Here is a 23,029-nt window from a genome sequence, read left to right on the forward strand (position 1 = left end):
GGCGCCGGGCCAGGTCGTCCGCGCCCCGTCACCGCCCGGCCGGCGACGTCGACCGACCGGGCGCCAGGCTCGGAGTTTCGGGCTCCGAGTCAGGAGCGGGACCAGGGCCGGCGCCTGGACGTGGTGGAGTGAGAGCGACCCCCTCCGACGCCGCCGAGGTGCAGGGCCAGCGCGGTGAGGCCGAGCAGCATCACGTTCGTCGAGGAGAAGACGTCGTTGGTGGCGATGTCCGCGGCGTTGATGAGGAAGGCGACGAAGAACAGTACGGCGGCTGCTATGCCCAGCATGCGCGGGACTCCTTTCCTAGGTGGCGTGGCGTCCGTATGCCCCCGCACTCCCGGCGCACACCTGGACGCATGCGCGCGCCCCCTGAGGCGCTCGCTTCGTCCGCACCGTGCGTGCCCGCCTCCCCCGCGCGCCACACGGCGGTGGCGCCGGACCACCTGGTGGCCCGGTCAGCGCTGTCCGGGGTGTCCGCGCCACTGGAGGACCTTGAGGGCGGTGCCGACCTCGATGGTGTGCTCGGCCAGGGGGCGTGGCAGGAGTTCGTCGGCGCGGGCGAGGCGGCGCAGGAGGGTGTTGCGGTGGGTGAAGAGCCGGGCGGCGGCGCGGGTGGCGTTGCACTGCTCGGCGATGAAGGCGCGCAGGGTCTCGGTGATCTCGGGGGGTGCGGTCTCCAGGGCGCCGAGGGTGCGGGTGACGAACCGGTCGGCGCGTTCGGGGTCGGCGGTGAGCAGGGCGACGAGTTCGACCTCGTGGTGGAAGGCGAGGCGCGAGGGTGAGGTGAGACGGGTGAGCATCTGCTGGGTGGTGAGGGCGTCGAGGTGGCTGCGGCGGAAGCCGTCGACGCCCGGCGCGGTGGAGCCGATCGCGGCCCGTACGTCGGGCAGGGGGTCCAGGGCGGCACGTGCCCGGTCGGCGTCGGGTCGGCCGTGGACCCACAGCCAGCGTGTGGCGGCGCCGGCGATGACGCTCAGCGGCCGCAGCTGTCCGGCGGCCTCGGCGAGCGCGTCCGCGGCCCGGTCGAGGTGGCTCAGGTCTGCGTCGGGTGCGTCGGTCCAGACGATCGCGGCGGTGTGGGCCGGCTGCAGGCGGTACCCCAGTCGGCTCTCCGCGCGCTCCCGGGTGATCGGCGCTCCTTCGAGCAGCAGGGTGACGGTCTCCCGGCGTTCCGCGTGGGTGCCGCGGGTGAGTTCGTCGCGCTCGGCGCGCATGCGGGCCGAGATGGCGCTCACGGTGTCGTCCACGAAGGAGGAGATCGAGCGCAGGGACACGTCGAGGAGCTCGCGCAGCTCCTGCGGGTCGCTGGTGAGCGTGCAGGCGATCTGCGTCCACATGCGGACGGCGACGCTCTCGCCGACGCGGTAGGCGTCGAGGGCGGACTCGTCGAGTCCTCTGCGGATCATGTCCCGGGCGACGGCCAGCGGCGCTTCCGTGTCGTTGGGCGGGACAGGCTCACCCGGCGCGCGGACGTTGGAGGCGGCCCAGAAGAGCAGGTTGGAGCGGTTGGTCCGGCGCGTGCCGGCCGCCAGGGACGGATCGGCGGCGATCTGCCGCCTGGCCTCGCCGGACAGGGTCGCCGCGTCCAGCTCGGCGAGCCATTCCGGGGCGGGGGTGAGCGCGATCTCGGCGCCCCGGCGGATGAGTTCCCGGATCCTGGGCGAGGGTGACGGCCACGACATGCGCCCATCGTAGTGGTGCGGATTGCCATGCAGACAGCGCTTGATGGTGCAGTTTGCACATTGTTGCCGGGTCGCCGTCGCACCACGATGGACCCACTCGTACACCGCCACCGCCGGGAGCCGCCCGTGTCCACGTCCCCTGCCAGGTCCGCCGTCGAGCACCTCGACGTCCTCATCGTCGGAGCCGGGATCTCGGGCATCGGCGCCGCCCGCTATCTGAAGACCGAACTGCCGTCGAAGAGCTTCGCGATCCTCGAAGCACGCCGGGCCTCCGGGGGGACCTGGGACCTGTTCCGCTACCCGGGCATCCGGTCGGACTCCGACCTCCACACCTTCGGGTACGAGTTCAAGCCCTGGCGCGACGAGCAGTCCATCGCCGACGCTCCGCGGATCCTGGCGTACCTGCGGCAGGCGGCCGCCGAGAACGGCATCGACGCGCACACCAGGTACCACCACAAGGTGCTGGGGGCCTCCTGGTCGACCGACGAGGCCCGGTGGACCGTCGAGGTCGAGCGCACCGACACCGGCGAGCGCACCACCCTGACCTGCGGCTGGCTGTTCTGCGCGGGCGGCTACTACCGCTACGACGAGGGCTTCACGCCCCGGTTCGAGGGCCTGGACCGCTTCCCGGGCCCGGTCGTGCACCCGCAGCACTGGCCGGAGGACCTGGACTACGCGGGCAAGCGGGTCGTGGTGATCGGCAGCGGGGCGACCGCGGTCACCCTGGTGCCGGCGATGGCGGGGACCGCCGGTCACGTGACCATGCTGCAGCGCACGCCGACCTACGTGATGCCGGTGCCGCGCGCGGACGTGGTCGCCAACACGCTGAAGAGGTTCGTCGGCGAGCGGCGGGGCTACGCGCTGACCCGGCGCAAGAACATCGTCCAGCAGCGTCTGGTCTGGCGCTTCTGCCAGAGGTTCCCGAAGACCGCCAGGCGCCTGATCCGGTGGGTCAACGCCCGGCAGCTGCCGGCCGGCTATCCGGTGGACGTGCACTTCAACCCGCCGTACGACCCCTGGGACCAGCGGCTGTGCGCCGTCCCCGACGGCGACCTGTTCCGTGCGATCCGGGAAGGCCGGGCCGACGTGGTCACCGACCGGATCGCGGCCTTCACCGAGCGCGGCGTCCTGCTGGAGTCCGGCCGGGAGCTGGAGGCGGACGTGGTCGTCACCGCCACCGGGCTGAACGTCCAGGCGTTCGGCGGCATCCGCCTCACCGTCGACGGCCAGGAGGTACGACTGGCGGACACCCTCTCCTACAAGGGCATGATGCTCTCCGGCGTGCCGAACTTCGCCTTCGCCATCGGCTACACCAACTCCTCCTGGACCCTGAAGATCGGCCTGCTCTGCGAGCACTTCTGCAGGCTCCTCGCCCACATGGACGCCCACGGCCACGACACGTGCCGGCCCGAACCGTCGGACCCCGGGATGGCGACCCGACCGCTCCTGGACTTCGGCGCCGGCTACGTCCGGCGCGCCGTCGACTCGCTGCCCCGCCAGGGGGACCGAATGCCCTGGCTGACGTCGATGGACTACCGGGACGACGTGAAGCTGCTGCGCACGGGCGGCGTCACCGACCCGGAGCTCGCGTTCTCCCGGGCCGCCGTCCGCGCGGAGGCGACGGCGTGACGGGCGGCGCCGACCCGGAGGACCGGTTCGTCGACCTTCCGGCCGGCCCGCGCCTCGCGTACCGGACGCACGGCCCGGACGGCGGCGAACCCCTCCTACTGATCTCGGGGCTGGGGCTCGACCTCACCTCCTGGCCGGCCCCCTTCGTCGACGGCATCGTCGGCCACGGCTTCCGGGTGGTGCGCTTCGACAACCGCGACGCCGGCCGGTCCAGCCGGATCGACGCCCCGGCGCCGGGCCGGGCGCGCCAACTGCTGGCGCGCCCCCGCCCCGACGCGTACGACCTCGGCGACATGGCGGCCGACACGCTGGGCCTGCTCGACGCCCTGGGCATCGAACGGGCCCACGTGGTCGGCATGTCGATGGGCGGCATGATCGCGCAGACCCTCGCGGCCCGGCACCCCGACCGCGTCGCCACGCTCACCTCGATCTTCTCCACCACCGGCCACCGGCGCGTCGGCAGGCCGGCCTGGTCGACCGTCGCGCGGCTCGTCACGCCCGCTGCGCGCACCGTCGAGGAGTCGGTCGCCCGGCACCTCCACCTGGTGGCGCACATCGGCGGCCGCGGGTTCCCCGCCGACGAGGCACTGGAGCGGGCCTGGGCGACCGCCGTGTGGGAGCGCTGCGGTGGCAGACGCTCCGGTGCGCCCGTGGCCCGGCAGATCGACGCCATCCGCGCCTCCGGCGACCGCACCGCCGAACTGGGCCGGATCACCGCCCCGACGCTCGTCGTCCACGGCGACCGCGACCTCCTCGTGCACCCCAGCGGCGGCCGCGCCACGGCCGCCGCGATCCGCGGCGCCCGCCACGTGGAGATCGCCGGCATGGGGCACCACCTCGCTCCCGGCGTCCTCGACCGTCTGACGGACCTCGTCACCGCCCTCGCCCGCACGCCCGGCGCCCGCGTCGCGCCGACCCCACCAGCAGGAGAGCCCGTATGAACAGCAGTGTGCGCGGCAAGGTGGCGGTGGTCACCGGAGCCGCCTCCGGCATCGGCCGCCACCTGGCCTTCAAGCTCGCCAAGCGCGGCGCCCGTCTGGCCGTCTGCGACGTCGACGACACCCGCCTGGCCGAGACCGCCGCACGCGCCCGGGCGCTGGGCGCCGAGGTCCACACCGCCCGCCTCGACATCGGCGACCGCGCCGCCGTACTGGCCTACGCCGCGGGCGTCGCGGCGCACTACGGGGTGGTGCACCAGATCTACAACAACGCCGGGATCAGCGGCGGCGGGCAGACCGTCCTGGAGGCGGACTGGGAGGTGTACGACCGCACCCTGTCGGTCAACCTGTTCGGCGTCATCCACGGCACCAAGGCCTTCCTGCCCCACCTCATCGCCTCGGGCGACGGCCACGTGGTCAACGTCTCCAGCCTCAACGGCTACCTGGCCCAGCCCGCCCTCTCCGCCTACTGCGCGAGCAAGTTCGCCGTCCGCGGCTTCACCGAAGCCCTGCGCACCGAGATGCTGACCGAGCGCCTCCCCGTCCGGGTGTCCCTCGTCCACCCCGGCGGCGTGAAGACCGACATCGCCACCTCCACCCTCGCCCAGGCCCGCGACCAGGGCCTCACCCCGACCGCCGCCGAGCTCGCCCGCACCCGCGTCTACAACGAGAAGCTCCTGAAGATGCCCGCCGAGCAGGCCGCGCGCATCATCGTCGACGGAGTGGAGGCCGGATCCCCCCGCATCCGCGTCGGCTCCGACGCCAGGAACGCCGACCGCCTGGTCCGTCTCCTTCCCCGCGCCTACCCCCGGCTGGCCGCCGCCCTCGAACGGAGGCTGTTCGGCGCTCGCTAGGGGGGCCCGTCGCTCATGCCGGGCTCGCGGGGTCTGGTCGAGGTCCACGACGTCCCCTCTCCCTGCCGAGTCTCGTCGGCCGTCAGGGACGCGCGACCCGCGGCAGGAAGGCAAGGCCCGTCGGCGTGTTGAGGCCGGTGGCCGGGAGGGTGGTCTGGCCGCCGCCGGTCTCCTGGACGCGGACGACGCGGTTGTGGAAGCCGTCGGCGATGTAGAGGCCGCCGCAGCCGTCGAGGGCGAGGCCGAGCGGGTCGCTGAGACCGGTGGTGGGGACGGTGGACTGGCCGCCGCCGGCCGCGAGTCTCACCACGCGGTCGTTGCCGCTGTCGGAGACGTAGAGGTCGCCCGCCGGGTCGAGCGCCAGGCCGGTCGGCTGGGAGAGGCCGACGGTGGGGAGCGTGGACTGGCCGCTTCCGTCGGCGGCCACCTTGACGACACGGTCGTTGACGAAGTCGGAGACGTACAGGTTGCCGGCGGCGTCGAGGGCGAGCCCCCAGGGGTGCAGGAGCCCCGTGGTCGGGACGGTCGTCTGGGTGCCGCTCGCGAGGGACACCTTCACGACCCGGTCGTTGAAGCTGTCGGCGACGTAGAGGTTCCCGGTGGGGTCGAGGGCGAGTCCGAGGGGACGTGACAGGCCGTCGGTCGGGACGGTGGACTGACCGCCGCCGCGGACCGACGTCACGACCACGCGGTTGTTGCCGGTGTCGGACGCGTAGAGGCGGCCCGCCGCGTCGCCGACCAGGCCCGTCGGCCGTACGAGTCCCTCGAAGGGCACGGCCGCCTGGTCGCCTCCCGCGGTGGGCAGGGCGACGACCCGGTTGTTCCCGTAGTCCGACACGTACAGGGGCGCAGGAGCTGTGGGCCGGGGGCCGGCCGAGGGGGTCGCGCCCGCCGTCGCCGTGGGCAGCGAGCACAGCGTGAGGAGGCCCACCGCGGCGGCGAGCCGACGCGCCCATCGGTCGGTGGGACGCCCCTTCCCGCGCGCGAGCTTCACCGTTCCGGACCTGGTCGTCGTACGCACCATGACTCCCCATCGGGTCTGAGCGGCCGGCCCGCTGCCGTGCCTGCGCCGACCATAGGAAGAGGCGTCGGCCGCGAGGGGGGAACCACGCCGCCCGGCCGCCCGCGGGCCACTCCAATGTCCGGGGCGCCGACGTCTCTCGGCGGACGCACCGGCGTGGCAGCGGCCCACTGCGGAGTCGCCTTGGGCAAGGCCGGCTCCGACCTCGCCCTGGAGACCGCCGACGCCGACGCCGGCCACGAAGGCTCCACTGTCGTCGTCGGCCTCAACGGCCTGCGCCTCCTGCGCGAGGCGGCATGGCCGCGACTCACCGGGGAGTCGTAGGCATGCAGGCCGTGGGCCGGGCACTCCGGCCGTGCGCAGCCAGGTCCGGAGTGCCCGGTCCGGCGGCTTGTCAGTCGCCGGCGACGGCCTCGACGACGAGGTCGGTGAGCAGAGCGCCCGCTGTTCCCTCGGGGTCGAGGTCGGGGTCGTAGATGGTGACGTTGAGACCCACGCAACGCGGCGAGCGTACGAGCGGGCGGAGCAGCGCGGTGAGTTCGCGGGGAAGCAGCCCGTCCGGGTCGGGACTGTCGACGGCCGGCATCACGCCGGGATCGAGCACGTCGGCGTCCAGGTGGACCCAGAAGCCCTCCAGATCCGTCGTCTCCAGGCTGCGCGCGGTCTGCGAGCCGGCTTCGCCCGGGCCCCCTGCCCGCAGGTCGGAGACGGTCGCCAGGGGGATCTTCAGCTCCCGCAGCTGGGTGATCTCAGGATCGTCCGCGTAGACGTCCCGCGTGCCGAGGACGCGCACGTCCTCGTCGCGGAGGTAGGGCCGCAGACCCTCCAGGTCCGTCAGATCGCCCTGCCCCCGGCCGGTCGCCAGGGCCAGCTCCTCGCCGCCGGCCGCGCCGATCCGGTCCGAGTTGCCCAGGTTGCGGAAGTCCGGGGAGGCGTCGACGGACGCGAGGCCGTAACGGCCGAGCCGGCGGAGGGCCAGCGCGGCCCCCAGCTGGATGGAGCAGTCCCCGCCCAGGACGAGGGTGAAGTCCCCGGCCGACACGTGGCGTTCGATGCGGTCGGCGAGCCGGACGGTGTACGTGGCGAGGGCGGAGGCGTTGAACACCCCGTCGCCCTCCTGCCAGTCACCCCGGTCGTACCTCGGCGGCACGACCACCCCGCCCTCGACGGCCCCGAGCCGCCGCACGATCCCGTTCTCACGCAGCGCTCCGGCGAGTTTGTAACAGCCGGGCACGGTGCCGGGGGCGGGCGGGCGCAGACCGAGGTTGGAGGGGGCGTCGATGATCACGGTGTTCCGCATGCGAGCCATCCTCACGGCCTTGCCGTACGAGCGCAATGATCCCGAGCGGACGGCGGCGGGGCGCAGCCGGGCCCACACCGCGCAGGGGAACGGGGTGTTCAGGGCGCGCGGTGTCTTCCCCACAGGGTCAGGTTGGCTTCCTGCCCTGCCCGCCAGAGGCGGCCTACGCTCAGGACGCCGCGCGCGCGGACGGAGTCTAGGATCTGCGCCATGGCGACGCGACTCGTGCAGATCAACATGAAGGCCAAGGACGACGCCGTTCTCGGCCGCTTCTGGGCCGACGTGCTCGGCTGGGGGCTCGACAGCGAGGGACCGGGGATCACCAATCTGGAGCCCGTGGGCTTCGCGTATCCCGACCCTGCGGCCGTCTGCATCGACCTCGTCGCCGACCCGGAGACCAAGACGGTGAAGAACCGGGTGCACCTTGACCTGGCCACCACATCGACGGCCCAGCAGCAGGAGTCGGTCGCCCGCCTCCGGGATCTGGGCGCGACGCTCGCCGACGTGGGTCAGGGCGATGTCCCCTGGACGGTCATGGCAGATCCGGAGGGCAACGAGTTCTGCGTCCTGGAGCCCCGGCCGATCTACCAGGACACGGGGCCGATCGCTGCCGTGGTGGTCGACTGCGCCGATCCGCGAGGGATGGCCCGGTTCTGGGGTGGGGCGATGGACTGGACGGTGCACCAGGTCAGCGACGACCAGGCATCCCTGCGATCCGCACAAGGCGTCGGCCCCTACCTGGAGTTCGTCCGCACACCGGACGCCAAGCGTGTCTGGAACCGGGTCCACCTCGACGTCAGCCCGTACCCCGGTGCCGACCCGGAAGCAGAAGAAGCCCGCCTCCGCGCCCTGGGCGCCACCGACCCCGGCATCGATCAGTCCGCCCTGTCGTGGCGGATTCTGGCCGACCCGGAGGGCAACGAGTTCTGTCTCCTCAGCCCCCGCTGACCTGGGGCGACCGCCGAGGGCAGAGGGTGATCGAGCCGTCGGGTCGTCAGGTCATCGAGTCGTCGAGTCGTCGAGTCGTCGGCAGGGCCTCGGGCCTGGGTGCCGACGGGTGACACGGGAAGGTCCACGGGTCCGAGCCGTGCCGGAATCACGCCGAGGGCTCGGAGATGAGGAGGGTCCGCCTGCGTGTCCGGGTCAGGCGGCGGCTCGCCGCTCGCGCACGAGCAGCCCCGCGGTCAGGGCGACGATCGCCGCGGCCGGCCCGTGGACGCCGTACGCGGTCGCGGCCGGGCCCCCTTGGCTCAGGACGACCACCATGTCGCCGAGCGGGACGAAGGCCATGGCCGCCATGGCCAGGCCAAGGGCCTTGCGGTGTCCGGCCGACAGGAGCGTGAGTATGACGAGGCCGAAGCCGACGTCCCGCAGGCCCTTCACCATGAGGAAGCCGTTCCCTTCGCCGCGCGGCCAGGTCGGCACCCCGAATCCCTCGGCCAGGGTCTGCGGCGCCAGGAGGAAGCCGCCTCCCGTGTACAGCAGGAACAGCCCGGTGAGGACGGCGAGGAGGGTGGCGACGCGCTGCGTGGACATGGTGATCTCCTGAGGGTTCTGGCGTACGGAAGGAAGAAGGAAGGAAGGAAGGTGGATGTGGCGGGGCCGGGGCGACGGGTCTCCCTGCGAACCTGGCGAGGCATCACGACTCGACCCGGGGCGGGTCCCGGTCTACGCGCTGCGGGGCGCGCACTCGGCGCGGACGGGTCAGGGGCGGATGACGTAGCGGCCGCGGAGGCCGCCCTCGGCGGTGGCCCGGTGGGCGTCGGCGGCCCGGTCCAGCGGGACCACGGTGTGGACGCGGGTCGGGAGGTCGCCGTCGGCGGCCCGCGTGAGGAGCTCGGCGAGTCGGGTGCCGTCGAAGGCGGTGACCACGGAGGCGACCCGGATCCCCCGCTCGGTCGCGGGTCCGAGTCCCGGCCGCAGGCCGACGTAGGCGCCGTCGTCGCGCACCGCCCTCAGGGCCGCGTCGTCGAGTTCCGCGGGGTCGACGACCGCGTCCCAGCCCGGCTCGACGTGCGTGGTGAAACCGGCGCCGAGACCGCGGACGAACTTCTCGTCGTCGGCGCGGGCGAGCCCCGTCACCTGCCAGCCGCGCTCCTGTGCCAGGACGGCGACGTTCGCTCCGACCGCTCCGGCGGCGCCCGTCACGAGCAGGCGGTCGGCACCGGCGGGCGCGTCGCCGAGCAGGTCGACCGCGTGCGCGGCGGCAAGGCCGTTGAGGGGAACGGTGGTCGCGGCCAGGAGGTCCAGCTCCTCGGGGACCGGAACGACCTCGGTCGCCGCGACCAGGATCTGTTCCGCGTAGGTGCCGTGGTCGCGATCGAAGCCGACGACCAGGCCGGCCACCCTGGTGCCGCGCATCAGGTCGACGCCCGGCCCGACCGCTTCCACCACGCCGGCGAACTCCCAACCGAGTCCCGTGTGTTCGGTCTGGTGGACCAGCCCGATCCGGTGGAAGAAGCCCGCGGCGACGCCGAGGTCGGTGGGGTTGACCGTCGCGGCGGCGAGGGCGACGCGGATCTGTCCCGGGCCGGGCTCGGTGACGGGCACGTCGATGATCTCGATCGAGTCGGGTCCGTTCGGGTCACGGACGACAGCGGTACGGAAAGTGGCAGCGCGCATGGCTTCGTTCCCTCGCGATGGGGGTGATCGGTTCCGGGTTCCATGCTGGTTTCGTTAACCTCGGCTCGGAAGAAGGCACTTGAAAGTGCGTAAGCCACCCGGGCACCGAAGGAGCGACTCATGTCGACGCGGACAGCGGCTCAGGACCGGGCCGAGGCGAGGACGAGCTACGACGCGTTCATGGCGGGATGTCCGAGCCGCCGGCTGCTGGAACGCATCTCCGACAAGTGGGTCGCCCTGATCCTCGCTGCGCTCGGCAGCGACGGCCCGCACCGTCCCGGGGTCGACCACCAGGACGGACCCCGCTCGATGCGCTACTCCGAACTCTCCCGTCGTCTCGCCGGCGCCAGTCAGAAGATGCTCACCCAGACCCTGCGCTCCCTGGAGGCCGACGGCCTGGTCACCCGTACCGTCACCCCCACCGTGCCGGTCACCGTCACGTACGCACTGACCGACCTCGGCCTGTCCCTGAACACCGTCATGGCCGGCCTCAAGGAATGGGCCGAGGCGCACATGCCCGACGTCCTCGCCCACCGGGCCGCACACCAAGCCGCCGCCGAGGACTGAGGCGGGGCCGCCGCAGCCCGCGGTCGGGCGTGGCGCGGTGCACGTGCGCGGCCCTATCCGGAGTCCCGGTGCCGCCGAAGTGGCCGCTCGTCCGCGGCGGAACGCCGCCCGGCCGGACCGAGCGCGGCCGGGCTGCGACGCCCCGCGCCAAGGCATGGCGCAGGAACCCTCTCCGCCGGCACAGGTCATGGCGGGGCGTCCGCGAGGCTCCTCAGCGACCGCCCGGCCGCGTCCGGGGCTCGGCGGGCGCGGGCTGGTCGACGTAGCGGACGGTCTGCATCATGCCGAGGTCTCCGTGGTGGAGCTGGTGGCAGTGGGCATAGGTGTCGCCCGTGAAGTCCTCGTAGCGGACGAGGAAGGTGGCGGACTGTCCGGGTCGTCCACCGGCCAGGGCGATGGTGTCGTGCCAGACCGGCGGGTCGAGCCGCCGGCCGTTGCGGTGGGTGAGCAGGATCTGGTTGGTGTGGAGGTGGAAGGGGTGGCTGCGGGCGGGGATGGTCTCGTCGGTGCGGACGGTCCAGCGCTCGACGGTGCCCAGGCGAAGCGTGTGGTTGGTGTGGTTCGGGTCGAACAGGCCGTAGGCGGGATCGTGGGTGAGGTCCCCGTCGGGGTCGGCCGCGGGCGTGGCGTGGGTGCCCAGCATGCGGTACGCGTTCGGGAAGGCGCCGGTGAAGACGTTGGGGTCCACGTGGAAGACCACTTCCCGGTCCGCCCCCGGGTCGGTGATGTCGGCCTCGTCGAGGAACGGCCTGCCCTGCGGCAGCGACGCGGGAAGCCCCATCGGCGGCTGCACGGGCTCGCCCGTGACCTGGATCGTCATCAGCGGGCCGGAGACCGAGGCGGCGCGCAGTTCGTAGGTGCCGGGCGTCTCACCCCGGATCAGGACGTCCGCGCGGTTGCCCATGCCCAGCTCCACCACGCTCTGGGCACGCGGCGCGCCGAAGGTGACCCCGTCCTGCGCGATCTGGTGCAGGGTCAGTCCGTCACCACCGGCGACGGCGCTCCTGACCTCCAGCGGCAGGGCCGTGAACGCGGTCGCGCCGACGAGCCGCCACCGCTGGACCTCTCCGGGACGAAGCGTGAGGGTCGGGTTCACCGTGCCGTTGACGGTGAAGGTGGAGGCCACGCCGCTCAGCCAGTTGCCCGAGGTGAAGGCGGGGACGTGGCCGTCCTTGAACTTCAGCTCGCTGACGCAGACGACGACGTCGGCCGCCGCCTCGATCTCCGGGACCTCGTCGACATCGCCCTCCACGATGATCACCCCGGCCATCCCTCCGATCACCTGCTCGGCGGTGGCCCCGTGCAGGTGAGGGTGATACCAGTACGTCCCCGCCGGATGGTCCTCCGGCACGTGGATGACCGTCTCGTACCGCGGCTCCGCGACCCTGGCCTCCACTTCCTCCTCCGTCCGGGGCACGAACTCACGCAGGACGTTGTCGGCCTGTTCGGACGGACTCACGTGCAGGCCGTGCGTGTGCAGGTTGAAGCTGTTGGCGGGGTGGGGCTCGTGCGCGTCTCCGGGGGTGTGGGGCGGGTTGGGCGGCAGCCCGTTCACGTGCGTCAGCCGCAGCGAGTCCCCGCCCCGCAGGCGGAGGGTCGGCCCCGGGATGGTCCCGTTGTAGGTGCGGGTGCTGACCTGCCCGTAGCCCGGTACGACCATGTCCGTGTAGCGCACGTCGAGCGTCTGGTCGAGCACGCGTGCCACCGAACCGGGTACCGTCTGAGCCGCCGAGACGACGGGCTGCGGGAACGCCGGCGTTGCTGCTGCCGGTGTCCCCGGTCCCGCGGCAGGGCGTCCCGATGCCGCTACCGCGGTCCGGCCGGCCAGGGCGCCCCCTGCCGCCGCTGTCAGAGCACCGACAGGGATCGCCTTGAGCACTGACCGACGACTGACTCCACCCTTGTGTTCCATAACTGAGCAATCTAGAACAATTCACCCATGGCGCTCGTGAGGCATACCGAGGGGATGAGGGCCCCGGCCTGGTGGCCGTGATGCTGCGGGCCGCCCCTGTGGGGGCGGTGTGACGCCGCAGGCGCAGAGTCAATGCGGACGGCGGACGAACGGGACGAGGCGGCGGCGCGGGCGTGGCTTGCTTGACCGGCAGGAGCGTCGCCTGCACAGTCGGGATGCGGACCCGTGAGGCAGTTCCTCTGTCGGCCGCTTTCCTGTCCAGAGGTGGCGGACAGCCCCCGAGCCCCCAGGAGCAACCTCTCCGATGGTCCTCGACCTGGTGCTGATCGGTACGGCCATCACTCTGGGGCCCCTGCACAACAGTGCCTTCATCCTGCTGCTGTCCTCGCGACGCGGCGTGCGGCAAGGGCTGGCGTTCCTGTTGTCGTGGCTGGCGAACCTGGTGGCCGTCACGGCCGTCGTCGTCCTGCTCACCGGTGGCCAGCCCCCCGCCCGGCACACAGCTCCCTCCACCGCCGGGCTCGCCGCGAAACTCGCCATCGGCGTCGTGCTGGTGCTCTACGGCGCGCACCGCCACCGGCGACCGCCCCGCCCGCACGGCCCTCCCCGCTGGACCAGCCGGATCGACAACGCCTCTCCCCTCACGGCCGCCGGCCTCGCCTGGCTCCTCCAGCCCTGGGCGCTGGTCGGCGCCGGCGCCGCGACCGCCCTCGACGCCGACCTCTCGACCCTCACCGACTGGCTCACCCTCACCGCGTACTGCCTCCTCGCGACGCTCAGCCTCATCGTCATGGAGATGTACGCGGTCTGGGCCCCCGGCGCCGCCAACGCCCGCCTCAACGCCCTCCGCACCTGGCTGGCCGAACACCAGGAACAACTGATCGTCACCCTCGCCCTGATCGTCGGCCTATACCTGACGGCCCGCAGCATCTACGGGCTCGTCACCTGACCCGATCAGAGCCCGACGACGGCCGTCCGGTCGCTGCGCGCGAGGGCCACGCCTGCGGCGGCGTGGCCCCGGACCCTCACCGGACGAACGTCACCGCAGGGAAGTCCGAGGTGGGTCCGTCGAGGAGGCGCCGGCGACGGTGGCGGAGGTGCTCGTCGAAGAACGCGAGCGGGTAGGCCTGCTGGATCCTCACCGCCTCGCCGGGATCGAGGGAGCCGATCGCCCTCCGCAGCTGCTCTTCGCTCCATCCGCGCATCTTCGCCATCTGGGGAAACAGCGCCTCGTTGTCGCCGTAGGAGAGGTGCATCGCGCCCTCGGCGTGGATGTTCCTCCGCCAGCCCCGTAGCCGCGACCAGAACGCGGCGGCCGCCGGGTACCCGGCTCGGGTGTACTCCGCCGTCACCATCAGGAACGGCCGGTCCAGGTCTCCGGCCAGCGGCGGGTTCATCTCCATCGGGCCGTCGAAACTCACCCCCGCCCGGATACGCCCGTCGGCGAGCATGGCGCAGGCCGTCGCCGTTCCGCCCTTCGACCAGCCCATCGCCCCGATCCGCCGAGGGTCCAGCGCCCCGAGCAGCCCCGCCGGCAGCTGTCGGCCATCCGCGTCCGGGTTGCGTCCGGCGGCGATCCGCTCGACGCAGTCGACGACGAAGCGCAGGTCTGCCGCGAAGTCCCCGGGCATCGTCGGCGCCTCCCGGTCGAAGACCGGAACGGCCACCCGTCCGTCGGGAAACGTGGTGTACGAGTCGTACGCGTGCGCCACCGTCACCACCGCGTAGCCGTGACTCGCGAGCTCCTGCACCACGACGGTGTGGTCTCCCTGGTGGCTGTGCGCGCCATGGGAGAACACCACGACAGGCATCCGCCGCCCCGAGCGCCGCACCGGCGCACCCACATGACCGGACGTGAACGGCGCCAGCGGCGCCACCTCGCTGAACCCGACGTCGGCGAGGAACGCCTCAAGGGCCCCCGCCGGCATCCAGGACGCCACCGGAAACCCCTCGACGTTCCGCGCGGGGTACCAGACCGTCGCCATCAGCTCCCGAAAGCGTCCGGCACCGGCGATCTCGTCCGGCCGCGACCGGTCGACGAGCCGCAGCTCGACCCTGCCCACCGGGTACGGCCCGGTCGGCGCCGGCAGCGTCAGTCGCGCCGCCGCGGCACCGCTCGGCCCCGGGTGGGCCGAAGCAACCCCGTCCGCGCCCGGCCGAACCGCGGCGAGGCCCGCCGTCGCCGATCCGGCCCATGCGGGACCGGCAACAGCCGCGAGCGGCAAAGCCGTCCCAGCGGCCAGCCCGGCCCCCAGGACACGACGCCGCGTCATCCCCACCCGGCTGCCGAACGACGACAAGGTCATAATTCCTCCCCTGGTCAACGCATCGCCAACCGTGCCGTGGCGAACGCTCCTTGGTCACGGAAGCCACGCTGTCAGCTACTCGTCGGTGAGACATCAGCCCACCGGCTCACCACGGAGGAGCGGCCTTCGCCCACGGGTCTACACCCTGGGGCGACACGGTCGCCGCACAGGGCCATAGGGGCCACTCGGCCCGCTCGCCGATTCAGTCGGCCGCCTGATCGTCACCGACCACCGACCTCCCTCACGTCCGACCCTCCTCACCGCCCCGCCCCGGCGCGGCCTCTACGTACCGGACCGGGCCTCCAACGGCGCACCGGGAAGGAATGGGACCGCGCCACCCGCTACTCCCACGAATCCGGCTCCAACACCGAGGGCGGGGCCGACTGATCCGAGGGGCCCGCGGACATCGTCACGAACTCCGGCGCCGATCCCCGCCACCGGAGAGATCCACGGGCCTGTGACTCACCCAGAACCGTGCTCCGCGCTGTCCGCGCTTAGATTCCGGGGCATACCGTACGACGGCGACATCCCGTGCGAAGACGGCGACCGTCCCGCGCTGGAGGGGGAATCCGCGCGGGACGGTCGCGAGGCCGCCGCCTGCGAGCGGGGGGATGGCTGCAGGCGGACCGGCTGTAGAGCAGCCCCATGTGCTCTGTCGTCCGACTACCCCCACATGCCGGCCCCACACCCCGTGCGCGGCGAGTGGGCTGAGAACAGGGGGTGCCGTCACGGTCACGAAGCCGGTGGCTTGGCAGGGCCGGCGGGGAGATCCGGCTGGCGGGGGTGCCGCAGCCCTGCCGGCCCGAGGAGGAAGCGGTCCTTCGCGGGGGTCATCGTGGTGCCGCACCGTAACGTCCGAAAGAAGCCAGGGGGTGTCCCGCCGATCAGGACGGCTCGTACCGTCATCCCGCCTGGGGGCGGGCCGGTGCGGTCCGCAGGCGGGCGACCTGAGCGGCGTGGCGGGCCCGCATGGCTCGGCGTTCCTCGGCCTCGGCGCGTACCGCGGACCTGGCTTCCTCTCCGGCGTCGAAGGGTGCCGGGGAGAATCGGTCGCCGGCACTGACGTGCCGCTTCCAGTCGTCCTGCCAGAACTCCACGGTCCAGCCGGGCCACACCTTCGGCACGTCGTAGGCCGGCGGGGAGGAGGAGAGGGACCACCAGCCCAAGCGGCGGCGTTCGGGGTCGAGGTGGATGCCGGAGTTGACGTGCAGGCGGCAGGTGCCGTGTTCGGGTGCGTCTGTCAGGCGGTCGAGCAGGGAGACGCCTTCGTGGACGGGGTGGTCGAAGGCGTCCGAGGCGAGGTGGCAGCGGTCGGACCCGACGGTGATCACCACACCGCCCGGGTCCGGGCCGACCAGGTCTTCCTCGTCGGGGGCGAGGAACGGGGCCGGGGAGGAGTGGTTCGAGTCTGCGCAGCGGACGTACTGCGGGTCCAGCCCGACGTGCCGGCGCAGTTCCGCCGGGCCGTCGTAGAGCCAGCGGACTTGCCAGCCCGGCCACGCCGCTCGGATCAGTTCGAGCATGGCCGCACGGTGGCGGAGCTCCGTACTGGGCCCTTCCCAGGCGAAGAACAGGAGGAGCTTGCGGCCGAGGTCGAGCAGCGCACCGGCCTGGGCCATGGAGTCGTCGAGCCACCAGTCGTCCCGGCGGAGTTCGGGAAGCATGTCGAGGACCGCCATCGGCCCGTCGAGCAGGTCGAGGTCCATCCCGACCGCCCAGCCGGTCCGGTACAGCTCATGTGTGCCGTCCTCGCGGACCACGATGATGTTGGCTCTGTCTCCCATGGAGTCAGGATGACCTGGCGGGCGACCGTCGGTCATCCGGTTTCGGCGGCTCAGGAAGCCCCCTCGGACGGCGATTCCGCGTGTCGCGCCGGAAGCGGGCGCAGAAAGTGGGCCCGCCCGGTGCAACGTGCGACGGCTTCCCGGGCGGGCTCTCCTCACCATCGTGCGCCTGGTCGTCCGTTTGCGCACGACGCGGGATGTCAGACGGGCTTCGTAGGCTGCGGCCCATGAGCATGAACGGCGCATATCTGCGTGTGACGTCTGCGGAGCTGGAACGGGCGCTCGCGGATTCCGCATGGGCTCTGGAGTTCGCCGAGGAGATGCCGGACGCGCAGGACGACGACATGCTTCCGGGGCGCCGCGGCCGTCGGGGACGCCATGCTGATCTGGATCGGCTGAGCCGGACCGGAGAACGCATGGAGGCAGAGGGTCGATTGGAGGCAGAGGGTTCGGAAGAACCGGCTCGCTGCCTCTCGGTGCCTGCTCCGTCTCCGGGTTCGCCGGTCGAGGACAGGGCTCGGCGTCCGCTCAGGCACTCGGGCAGGTCGCGCGGTACTCGGTGTCCGGCACGTGCTCGTGCCACTCTTCCCGTGTGAAGCCGCCGTCCGTGGCGCGGCAGGCCATGCCGAGGGTGTCGGCGGCGATCTCGGGGTAGTCGCCGATGTCGATGACGAAGACGTGACCGGCGCTTGAGGTGATCATGGTTCGTCCTTCGGGTCCGCCGAGGACGACGTCGTCGACGCCTTCGGTGTGGCCGCCGAAGGTGAAGGCGAGGTGGGGGCGTTCGGGGTCGGCGACGCTCCAGGCACGGACGGCGCCGTCCTCGCCGGCGCCGACGAGGAGATCGCCTCTGGGGTGGTAGGCCAGTCGTGCGTACGCGGCTCTGTCGGTTCCGGTGGACTCGGTCTCGCCGATCGGGGACGTACGGCCGTCGTGTCCGGTGTCCCAGAGGTGGACGCCGGGCTCGGACGTCGCCAGGGACGCGTAAGTCGCGAGGGCTGCGGCCGTGTCGCCCTTGGGGGAGAAGGCAGCACGAGCCCCGCCCGAGTAGGAGTGGCCTCCCGAGAGGAGTGACGTCTTTCCGGTGCGCAGATCCCAGAGCGTCAGGCTCTGCCCGGCGAGCAGGAGGCGTCGGCCGTCCGGGCTGAAAGCGATGTCACGTAGCCCGCGGGTGGCGCCGAGGGCCGAGGTCAGGACGGGGCGGGCGGGGTCGGAGACGTCCCAGACGCGGACTCGTCGCAGGTCGTTGACGGCGAGCAGAGGCTTGTCGGGGGCGAAGGCCAGTGACGGCCTGAAGACGTCTTCCTCGCCTCCGACGGTTCCGGCGATGCGGGGGCGGGCCGGGTCGGAGACGTTCCAGAGGGTGACCTCCCGGTCCTGGTTGAGCGTGGCGAGGAGGGAGCCGTCGGAGCTGAAGGCGACGTCGGCGAGGACATCGCCGGGGCCGATCATGGTGCCGCCGTCGACGGTGTCGTAGCGGTCCTTCACCGGATTCTCGGTGGCGGCGAGGCGGCGCGGCGCGGCGGGGTCGGAGAGGTCCCAGAGGGCGATCCGGGCGCCCCGGGCGACGGCGAGGGTCGTGCCGTCCGGGGTCAGGGCGAGGTCGTTTCCGTCGGGCAGGGTCTTCAGGGTGCGGGGCTGGTGGAGGTCGGAGAGATCCCAGTGGATGACCTCACCGAAGCTGACCGAGACGAGCGCGTTGCCGTCGGCGGTGAACCGGGCCGCCTCGACGAAGGCGGAGTGTCCGTGCAGGCGGGAGTCGACGGTGAGGGCCCTGGGGTCGGTGACGTCCCAGAGGACGACCTTGTCGTCCCAGCCCGCGCTGACCAGGCGGCGGCCGTCCGGGGAGAAGTCGAGGGAGGTCACCAGGTCGGTGTGGGCCGCGCGGTCGTCGAGGACGGTCGGGTTGCGGGGCGAGCGGACGTCGATCAGTTTGACCACGCGTTCGTGGCTCGCCGCCAGCAGACGGCCGTCCGGGCTGAAGGCCAGAGCTCCGCCCGCGTCCTCGATGAGGCCCAGTGGCTTGGGGGTGCGGGGTTCCGAGACGTCCCACAGACGGGTGTCCCCGTTTTTGTCGCCGGTGGCCAGGAGACGGCCGTCCGGGCTGAACTCCGCCCTGTCCCCCTGGATCAGATCCTGGAGGATCGACGTGTCCTCGACGATCGGGAGCTGTCGCGGCCTGCGAGGGTTGCCGACGTCCCACTGCACGAGCGTGCTCCGGTTCACGTACCGGGACCAGCCGAGGCTCGTGACGGTCTTCCCGTCGGGGCTGACGGCGACCACGCTCGGCCCGTCGGTCCGTGCCGTGAAGCCCGTGGACCGCAGGGTCGCGGACGGGCGTGGTTCCGCGGCGCCGCGCAGGCCGTCGAGGTTCCACATCCACACCTCGTCGTGCTTGCACACGGCGACGGCCGTCCCTCCACGGGGGCCGCCGAAGGCCATCGTCGCTTCGGTGCTGTCCGCCAGCGGGCAGGCGAGTCGGGCGAGCGGAGTACGGGGAACCGGGTCGCGGCCGGTGTCCCAGATGGTCCATCCGCCGACTGCCCAGGTGGCGAGCATCTCCCCGCCCCGTGCGATGACCGGGTCCCCCGTCGCCGAGGGCAGCTTCGTCACGCCGCGGAACGCGCTGTCGGCCAGGGTGTCGAAGAGCGTGCGGCGTGCATCGGCGCTGGGGCGCAGGGCGTAGGCGGCGAGGCCGAGACGCAGGGCGGCGCGGGGGTCGGAGGTGGCGAGGCCGTTCGCCTCGGCCAGCAGGGCCCGGGCCGTGGCGACTTGGCGCTGCGCCTCGGCGTTCCGTTGTTCCTTCACCGCCACGACGGCGGCGACGATCGCGAGGCACAAAGCGGCGGCGACGGCGGCCAGGGCTCGCTTCAGCAGGGTCGTACGGCGCTGCTCGCGGCGCAGTTCGCGCGTGGCCTCGGCTTGTCCGGCGGACAGGAACTCTGCTTCCAGCCGCGGCAGTCGGATGCGTTCCGCCATCTCTGCCGCTGCCTGGAGCCGGCTTCCGCGGAAGAGGAAGGCCGCGTCGCGGTCCGCGGTGTCCCACGCTTCGGCCGCGTTTTCCAGCTGCTGGCGCAGGAGCAGGGCGGCGGTGTCCTCCTGGATCCACCGGCGCAGCAGGGGCCAGGCCCGGAGCAGTGCCTCGTGGGAGATCTGGGCGGTGTTCTCGTCGACCGTCAGGAGTCTCGCGGCCGCCAGGCGATCGCGGATGTCGGTGGAGCCGGCGGGCAGTGAGGCGAACGGGACGCGGTGCCGCAGGACGGCGCCGCCTCCGTCGGAGGGGAGGTGGACCAGGCGCAGGAGCAGGGCGCGCATCGTCTCCTGTCCGTCGTCGTCCAGGGACTCGTAGACGTTCCGCGTCGTGGTGGCCACCGACTTCCAGATCCCTTGCGTCGCCTGGTAGGCGGCGAGGGTGAGGCGTGCTCCGTTACGGCCGCGCCATGTCTCGCGCAGGGCGTGGGCCAGGAACGGCAGGGCGGTGGGTGCGTCGTTCGCCGAGCGGCCCGACCGGAGGTCGTCGAGGAGGCGGTCGGTCAGACCCGGGTCGACGGTGAGGCCCACGGCGGCGGCCGGGCCTTCGACGATGACGCGTAGCTCCTGGTCGCGCAGGGGTGGCACGACGAGTTGGGCCCGTGCCAGGGCGCGTTCGAGCCCGGGGTGCTCCAGGCAGCTGCCGTAGTGGTCCGCCCGCAGACCGAGGACGACACGGGGCCGACGGTTCGTTCCGTCTCCGGTGAGCAGGGAGACGAAGGCGTTGCGTTCGCCGGGGTCGGTGCAGCGGGTGAAGACCTCTTCGAACTGGTCGACCACCAGCAGTCCGCAGGCAGGACGGCCGTGGCGCGGCGCAGGGAAGGATCCGCGTTCCAGCGCCGCCCTCACCTCGTCGGGCTCCCGTCCGGTGGCTCGGGCCCATGCGTCCGCGAGGGTGCGCAGGGGGTGGGGTCCGGGGGCGGGGAGCAGAAGGGCCGGGGGCGGGGTGTCCGTACGGGCCTCGCGGCCGGCGAGCAGGCCCGCGCGGAGCAGGGACGACTTGCCCGCGCCCGATGCGCCGACCAGGACCGCCTGGCCGCCTTCCGGGAGGTCGTCGACCAACTCCTTCAGGCGTGTGGAGAGTGCGTCGCGTCCGAAGAAGTAGGCGCTCTCGTCCGCTCGGTACGGCTGCAGTCCCGGGTAGGGGCAGGGCAGGTCCGCGGGTGGCTCGGTCGTGTCGACGTCGGCGGAGGGCGTGGCATAGGCGCGGTTGCGGGCGAGGACCAGCGAGCCCATGGTGCCCTCGCTCCGGCGGCCGGGGTTGACCCGTGGGTCGTCGGCGAACCGCTCGACGAGCGCGGCGTGGAGGCGGTCGGCGGTCAGCCACAGCGGTCCGGTCGGATCGCCGTCGTCGAGGAGTTCGAGCAGCCGCCCGGTGAACAGCGTGTGCCGTGCGCCCTCCGGCGCGAAGGAGAGCGCGTAGTGCGAGGCCGAGGTGAGCAGGAAGCTCCCGCGCGGGCCGGCGGAGGCGAAGGCCCGGCGCACTCCGCCTTCCGACGGCGGTGTGTCGGCGCGGCCGGAGAAGCAGCAGTCGAGGAGGACGACGCTGCCTCTTCCCGCGTCGCCCAGCAGGTCGCTGAGGGTGCGGTACGACACGGCCTGTGCGACGTGCCGGGCGGACCGGCCGCTCCGCGTGGCGAGGTAGAGGTCGTCGCGCGGGCCCAGGAGGCCGTGCCCGACGTAGCAGAAGAGAACGGGGCCGCCGCCCTCGGCCACCGCCTCCTCGACCGCTCCGACCACGCGCGGGGAGTCGGCGTGAGCCGGTACGCGCACGACATGGCGGGGATCCATGCCGCACACGTCGACGAGGCTGCGCTGCAGGGCGTCGAGTGTCGCGTCGACGGCGGGCAGGTCGGGGAGTTCCGACCCGTGGACGTGGCTGCCGGTGCCGAAGAGCACCGCGCGTGCGCCGGGTGCCGCGAGGCCGCCGCCCGTCATGACGTCGGGGTGTCCGGCGTGTTCCCGTGTCGCGGGTTCGTCTCGGGAGACTCGTCGGGTGTTGCCTCGGTGGTCTGCCGGCGGGGCGTTTCGGGAGATGCGGCGGGGGTCTCCGCGGTGGTCTGCCGGCGGATCACTCCGGGGGACTCGGCGGGTGCCTCCTCGGAGTGCTCTTGGCGGGTCCCTTCGCGGGGCTCGTCCTGGTTCACGGTCCGCGCGCCGTCGTCGGCCGGTCCGCGGGCCAGGCGCTCGGCGATGTCGGCGGCGTCCTGCGGGCTCAGGGCGCGGGCCTGGCGGGAGGAGAGCGTGATCCGCGTGCCGTCCGGGCGGGTCACGCTGATCGTGTGGTTGCCGCGACGCGTCTGCAGCCATGCGACCAGCGCGCCGGTGAAGACCGCCGCCACCCCTCCGGGCTCCAGGACCGCGACGAGGGTGTCCATCGCCGGCCCCATCGTCCCCGCCGGCGCGTCGGCGCGCCCGCCGTGGTCGACCCGGCCCCGCAGGTGCGGCTCGTCCCTCAGCCAGGCCCCGAGCTCGGCGGTGCCGGCGTCGGCTCCGTCCTCGTCACCGTGCACCGTCACGACGAGTCGCATGGTCTCCCCCGGGGTCGGACGTCACCTGGGGACGAGGAAGATCGGATGTCCCACGCGCCCCCCTCGCCCTGCCGACAGCATGCCGCACCGGGGCCGCGCAGGACACGGGTTCCCCGGTTCCGACACCCCTCTCGGCCGTCTCTTTCGGACCTTGCCGGTCGAGCCCGTGTCGTCCGGGGCAGTGGATCGCACGGCGGAGAGGGTGCCGCCTGCCAGGACGTCCGGCCAGTCCTGCACGGTGCGCGCGGCGCGGCCACGCTGCGCACGCTCCTCGTCACCCGGCGGCGCGCGCTCTCGGCATGGGCACCCGGCTCGTGGAGGAGTCCCTGACGTTCGCCCGCGAGGCCGGCTACGACCGCGTCACGCTGTGGACCACGGCCGACCTGGTGTCCGCGCGCCGGATCTACCGGCACGTCGGCTTCGCTCTCGACGCCGAAGGGCTCCGGCGCGGCTTCGGGCACGACGTCGTCGGCCCCGGCGCGGCGTCGGGCACGACGTCGTCGGCCAGACCTGGTCCCTCGACCTCCGGGAGCCGTGAGGGCCGCCTCCGGGTGCCGCTCCCCCGTCGCGCCTCCCGGTCGAGCGGGGCGCCACGGCGATGCCGGTTTCCGGTGGCCCACGGCGGACCGGAGGCCCGGGGGGGGAGGGCCACCATCGCCGACGCCGGTGAAGGTGACCGGGCGGACAACCGTACGAGGTATGGAACGCGCTCCACGGGGCAGGGGTGGGTCGTCGGGCGGTCGGGAGGCCCGGCCGGGGGGGGGTCGGGGGTCTTCGTTCGCGACACCGGGTTTCAGTGGTGCCCGGAACAGTGCCGTAGGGTCGGCACCGTTCTGACTAGGTGACATGTGGA

At 72.9% G+C, this 23,029-nt stretch carries 19 protein-coding genes and 1 pseudogene; 9 read left to right on the forward strand and 11 right to left on the reverse strand.

Going from position 1 to position 23,029, the window contains the following annotated elements; translation table 11 throughout:
- Positions 1 to 89: 89 nt before the first annotated feature.
- The gene (locus tag ACZ60W_RS00645) at positions 90 to 287 is read right to left on the reverse strand and encodes a hypothetical protein (RefSeq protein ID WP_469753136.1); all 198 of its coding nucleotides are present in this window, start codon (positions 285 to 287) and stop codon (positions 90 to 92) included.
- A gap of 168 nt (positions 288 to 455) precedes the next feature.
- Positions 456 to 1,682: a PucR family transcriptional regulator gene (locus ACZ60W_RS00650; protein ID WP_469753137.1), complete on the reverse strand. Its 1,227-nt coding sequence runs from the start codon at positions 1,680 to 1,682 to the stop codon at positions 456 to 458.
- Between the two features lie 87 nt (positions 1,683 to 1,769).
- Between ACZ60W_RS00650 and ACZ60W_RS00655 the strand changes: the two genes are divergently transcribed.
- From ACZ60W_RS00655 to ACZ60W_RS00665, 3 genes are read left to right on the forward strand one after another with little or no spacing between them, the layout of a single operon-like run.
- Complete coding sequence (locus tag ACZ60W_RS00655; protein WP_469753138.1) at positions 1,770 to 3,311, forward strand: flavin-containing monooxygenase; 1,542 nt, start codon at positions 1,770 to 1,772, stop codon at positions 3,309 to 3,311.
- Positions 3,308 to 4,252, forward strand: a complete 945-nt coding sequence (locus ACZ60W_RS00660; protein WP_469753139.1) for an alpha/beta fold hydrolase — start codon at positions 3,308 to 3,310, stop codon at positions 4,250 to 4,252. The genes ACZ60W_RS00655 and ACZ60W_RS00660 overlap by 4 nt, the downstream gene beginning before the upstream one ends.
- Positions 4,249 to 5,103, forward strand: coding sequence for an SDR family NAD(P)-dependent oxidoreductase (locus ACZ60W_RS00665; protein WP_469753140.1), 855 nt, complete (start codon positions 4,249 to 4,251; stop codon positions 5,101 to 5,103). Before ACZ60W_RS00660 ends, ACZ60W_RS00665 begins: the two co-directional genes overlap by 4 nt.
- An 82-nt stretch (positions 5,104 to 5,185) precedes the next feature.
- On the opposite strand, the gene ACZ60W_RS00670 is transcribed toward ACZ60W_RS00665, so the two are convergent.
- Positions 5,186 to 6,127 carry an SMP-30/gluconolactonase/LRE family protein gene (locus ACZ60W_RS00670; RefSeq protein WP_469753141.1) on the reverse strand — a complete coding sequence of 314 codons (942 nt, stop codon included), beginning with the start codon at positions 6,125 to 6,127 and terminating at the stop codon, positions 5,186 to 5,188.
- Positions 6,128 to 6,280: 153 nt separating this feature from the next.
- On the opposite strand from ACZ60W_RS00670, the pseudogene ACZ60W_RS00675 reads away from it, so the two are divergent.
- Positions 6,281 to 6,448: pseudogene (locus ACZ60W_RS00675) on the forward strand (hypothetical protein); the annotation flags it as partial.
- A gap of 70 nt (positions 6,449 to 6,518) precedes the next feature.
- On the opposite strand, the gene ACZ60W_RS00680 reads toward ACZ60W_RS00675, so the two are convergent.
- On the reverse strand, positions 6,519 to 7,424 hold the full coding sequence (locus ACZ60W_RS00680; RefSeq protein WP_469753142.1) for an arginase family protein: 906 nt from the start codon (positions 7,422 to 7,424) through the stop codon (positions 6,519 to 6,521).
- Positions 7,425 to 7,634: 210 nt separating this feature from the next.
- Between ACZ60W_RS00680 and ACZ60W_RS00685 the strand changes: the two genes are divergently transcribed.
- Positions 7,635 to 8,372 (forward strand): VOC family protein, encoded by a 738-nt coding sequence (locus ACZ60W_RS00685; protein WP_469753143.1) that lies wholly within the window; start codon positions 7,635 to 7,637, stop codon positions 8,370 to 8,372.
- Positions 8,373 to 8,567: 195 nt separating this feature from the next.
- Here ACZ60W_RS00685 and ACZ60W_RS00690 read toward each other — a convergent pair whose 3' ends face one another.
- Positions 8,568 to 8,960: a DUF4267 domain-containing protein gene (locus tag ACZ60W_RS00690; RefSeq protein ID WP_469753144.1), complete on the reverse strand. Its 393-nt coding sequence runs from the start codon at positions 8,958 to 8,960 to the stop codon at positions 8,568 to 8,570.
- 168 nt (positions 8,961 to 9,128) lie between these two features.
- Positions 9,129 to 10,046 (reverse strand): alcohol dehydrogenase catalytic domain-containing protein, encoded by a 918-nt coding sequence (locus ACZ60W_RS00695; RefSeq protein WP_469753145.1) that lies wholly within the window; start codon positions 10,044 to 10,046, stop codon positions 9,129 to 9,131.
- 120 nt (positions 10,047 to 10,166) lie between these two features.
- Here ACZ60W_RS00695 and ACZ60W_RS00700 point away from each other — a divergent pair, with 120 nt between their 5' ends.
- Positions 10,167 to 10,613, forward strand: a complete 447-nt coding sequence (locus ACZ60W_RS00700; protein ID WP_469753146.1) for a winged helix-turn-helix transcriptional regulator — start codon at positions 10,167 to 10,169, stop codon at positions 10,611 to 10,613.
- A 211-nt stretch (positions 10,614 to 10,824) separates the two neighbouring features.
- On the opposite strand, the gene ACZ60W_RS00705 is transcribed toward ACZ60W_RS00700, so the two are convergent.
- On the reverse strand, positions 10,825 to 12,309 hold the full coding sequence (locus tag ACZ60W_RS00705) for a multicopper oxidase family protein (protein WP_469753147.1): 1,485 nt from the start codon (positions 12,307 to 12,309) through the stop codon (positions 10,825 to 10,827).
- Between the two features lie 520 nt (positions 12,310 to 12,829).
- Between ACZ60W_RS00705 and ACZ60W_RS00710 the strand changes: the two genes are divergently transcribed.
- Positions 12,830 to 13,474: a GAP family protein gene (locus tag ACZ60W_RS00710; RefSeq protein WP_469753148.1), complete on the forward strand. Its 645-nt coding sequence runs from the start codon at positions 12,830 to 12,832 to the stop codon at positions 13,472 to 13,474.
- Between the two features lie 76 nt (positions 13,475 to 13,550).
- Here ACZ60W_RS00710 and ACZ60W_RS00715 read toward each other — a convergent pair whose 3' ends face one another.
- Together ACZ60W_RS00715 and ACZ60W_RS00720 are read right to left on the reverse strand one after the other, a co-directional pair.
- Positions 13,551 to 14,831 (reverse strand): alpha/beta hydrolase family protein, encoded by a 1,281-nt coding sequence (locus tag ACZ60W_RS00715; RefSeq protein WP_469753149.1) that lies wholly within the window; start codon positions 14,829 to 14,831, stop codon positions 13,551 to 13,553.
- Between the two features lie 902 nt (positions 14,832 to 15,733).
- On the reverse strand, positions 15,734 to 16,615 hold the full coding sequence (locus ACZ60W_RS00720; protein ID WP_469753150.1) for a hypothetical protein: 882 nt from the start codon (positions 16,613 to 16,615) through the stop codon (positions 15,734 to 15,736).
- 233 nt (positions 16,616 to 16,848) lie between these two features.
- On the opposite strand from ACZ60W_RS00720, the gene ACZ60W_RS00725 reads away from it, so the two are divergent.
- The gene (locus ACZ60W_RS00725; protein ID WP_469753261.1) at positions 16,849 to 17,211 is read left to right on the forward strand and encodes a hypothetical protein; all 363 of its coding nucleotides are present in this window, start codon (positions 16,849 to 16,851) and stop codon (positions 17,209 to 17,211) included.
- Here the strand turns inward: ACZ60W_RS00725 and ACZ60W_RS00730 are convergent.
- Both ACZ60W_RS00730 and ACZ60W_RS00735 read right to left on the reverse strand, forming a co-directional pair.
- Positions 17,144 to 21,583, reverse strand: coding sequence for a caspase, EACC1-associated type (locus ACZ60W_RS00730; protein ID WP_469753151.1), 4,440 nt, complete (start codon positions 21,581 to 21,583; stop codon positions 17,144 to 17,146). The two genes, ACZ60W_RS00725 and ACZ60W_RS00730, sit on opposite strands and share 68 nt — an antisense overlap.
- Positions 21,580 to 22,176, reverse strand: coding sequence for an effector-associated constant component EACC1 (locus ACZ60W_RS00735; RefSeq protein WP_469753152.1), 597 nt, complete (start codon positions 22,174 to 22,176; stop codon positions 21,580 to 21,582). The genes ACZ60W_RS00730 and ACZ60W_RS00735 overlap by 4 nt, the downstream gene beginning before the upstream one ends.
- A gap of 299 nt (positions 22,177 to 22,475) precedes the next feature.
- Here ACZ60W_RS00735 and ACZ60W_RS00740 point away from each other — a divergent pair, with 299 nt between their 5' ends.
- Complete coding sequence (locus ACZ60W_RS00740) at positions 22,476 to 23,021, forward strand: GNAT family N-acetyltransferase (protein ID WP_469753153.1); 546 nt, start codon at positions 22,476 to 22,478, stop codon at positions 23,019 to 23,021.
- The last annotated feature ends 8 nt before the right edge of the window (positions 23,022 to 23,029 follow it).

The organism is Streptomyces sp. NPDC104202 (assembly GCF_055584185.1).

Bases quoted from the DNA above. Each gene is read 5' to 3' on its own strand.
- ACZ60W_RS00645 (WP_469753136.1), bottom strand. From the start codon at position 287: ATGCTGGGCATAGCAGCCGCCGTACTGTTCTTCGTCGCCTTCCTCATC.
- ACZ60W_RS00650 (WP_469753137.1), bottom strand. From the start codon at position 1,682: ATGTCGTGGCCGTCACCCTCGCCCAGGATCCGGGAACTCATCCGCCGG.
- ACZ60W_RS00655 (WP_469753138.1), top strand. From the start codon at position 1,770: ATGGACCCACTCGTACACCGCCACCGCCGGGAGCCGCCCGTGTCCACG.
- ACZ60W_RS00665 (WP_469753140.1), top strand. From the start codon at position 4,249: ATGAACAGCAGTGTGCGCGGCAAGGTGGCGGTGGTCACCGGAGCCGCC.
- ACZ60W_RS00670 (WP_469753141.1), bottom strand. From the start codon at position 6,127: ATGGTGCGTACGACGACCAGGTCCGGAACGGTGAAGCTCGCGCGCGGG.
- ACZ60W_RS00680 (WP_469753142.1), bottom strand. From the start codon at position 7,424: ATGCGGAACACCGTGATCATCGACGCCCCCTCCAACCTCGGTCTGCGC.
- ACZ60W_RS00685 (WP_469753143.1), top strand. From the start codon at position 7,635: ATGGCGACGCGACTCGTGCAGATCAACATGAAGGCCAAGGACGACGCC.
- ACZ60W_RS00690 (WP_469753144.1), bottom strand. From the start codon at position 8,960: ATGTCCACGCAGCGCGTCGCCACCCTCCTCGCCGTCCTCACCGGGCTG.
- ACZ60W_RS00695 (WP_469753145.1), bottom strand. From the start codon at position 10,046: ATGCGCGCTGCCACTTTCCGTACCGCTGTCGTCCGTGACCCGAACGGA.
- ACZ60W_RS00700 (WP_469753146.1), top strand. From the start codon at position 10,167: ATGTCGACGCGGACAGCGGCTCAGGACCGGGCCGAGGCGAGGACGAGC.
- ACZ60W_RS00710 (WP_469753148.1), top strand. From the start codon at position 12,830: ATGGTCCTCGACCTGGTGCTGATCGGTACGGCCATCACTCTGGGGCCC.
- ACZ60W_RS00715 (WP_469753149.1), bottom strand. From the start codon at position 14,831: ATGACCTTGTCGTCGTTCGGCAGCCGGGTGGGGATGACGCGGCGTCGT.
- ACZ60W_RS00720 (WP_469753150.1), bottom strand. From the start codon at position 16,615: ATGGGAGACAGAGCCAACATCATCGTGGTCCGCGAGGACGGCACACAT.
- ACZ60W_RS00725 (WP_469753261.1), top strand. From the start codon at position 16,849: ATGAACGGCGCATATCTGCGTGTGACGTCTGCGGAGCTGGAACGGGCG.
- ACZ60W_RS00730 (WP_469753151.1), bottom strand. From the start codon at position 21,583: ATGACGGGCGGCGGCCTCGCGGCACCCGGCGCACGCGCGGTGCTCTTC.
- ACZ60W_RS00735 (WP_469753152.1), bottom strand. From the start codon at position 22,176: ATGCGACTCGTCGTGACGGTGCACGGTGACGAGGACGGAGCCGACGCC.
- ACZ60W_RS00740 (WP_469753153.1), top strand. From the start codon at position 22,476: ATGGGCACCCGGCTCGTGGAGGAGTCCCTGACGTTCGCCCGCGAGGCC.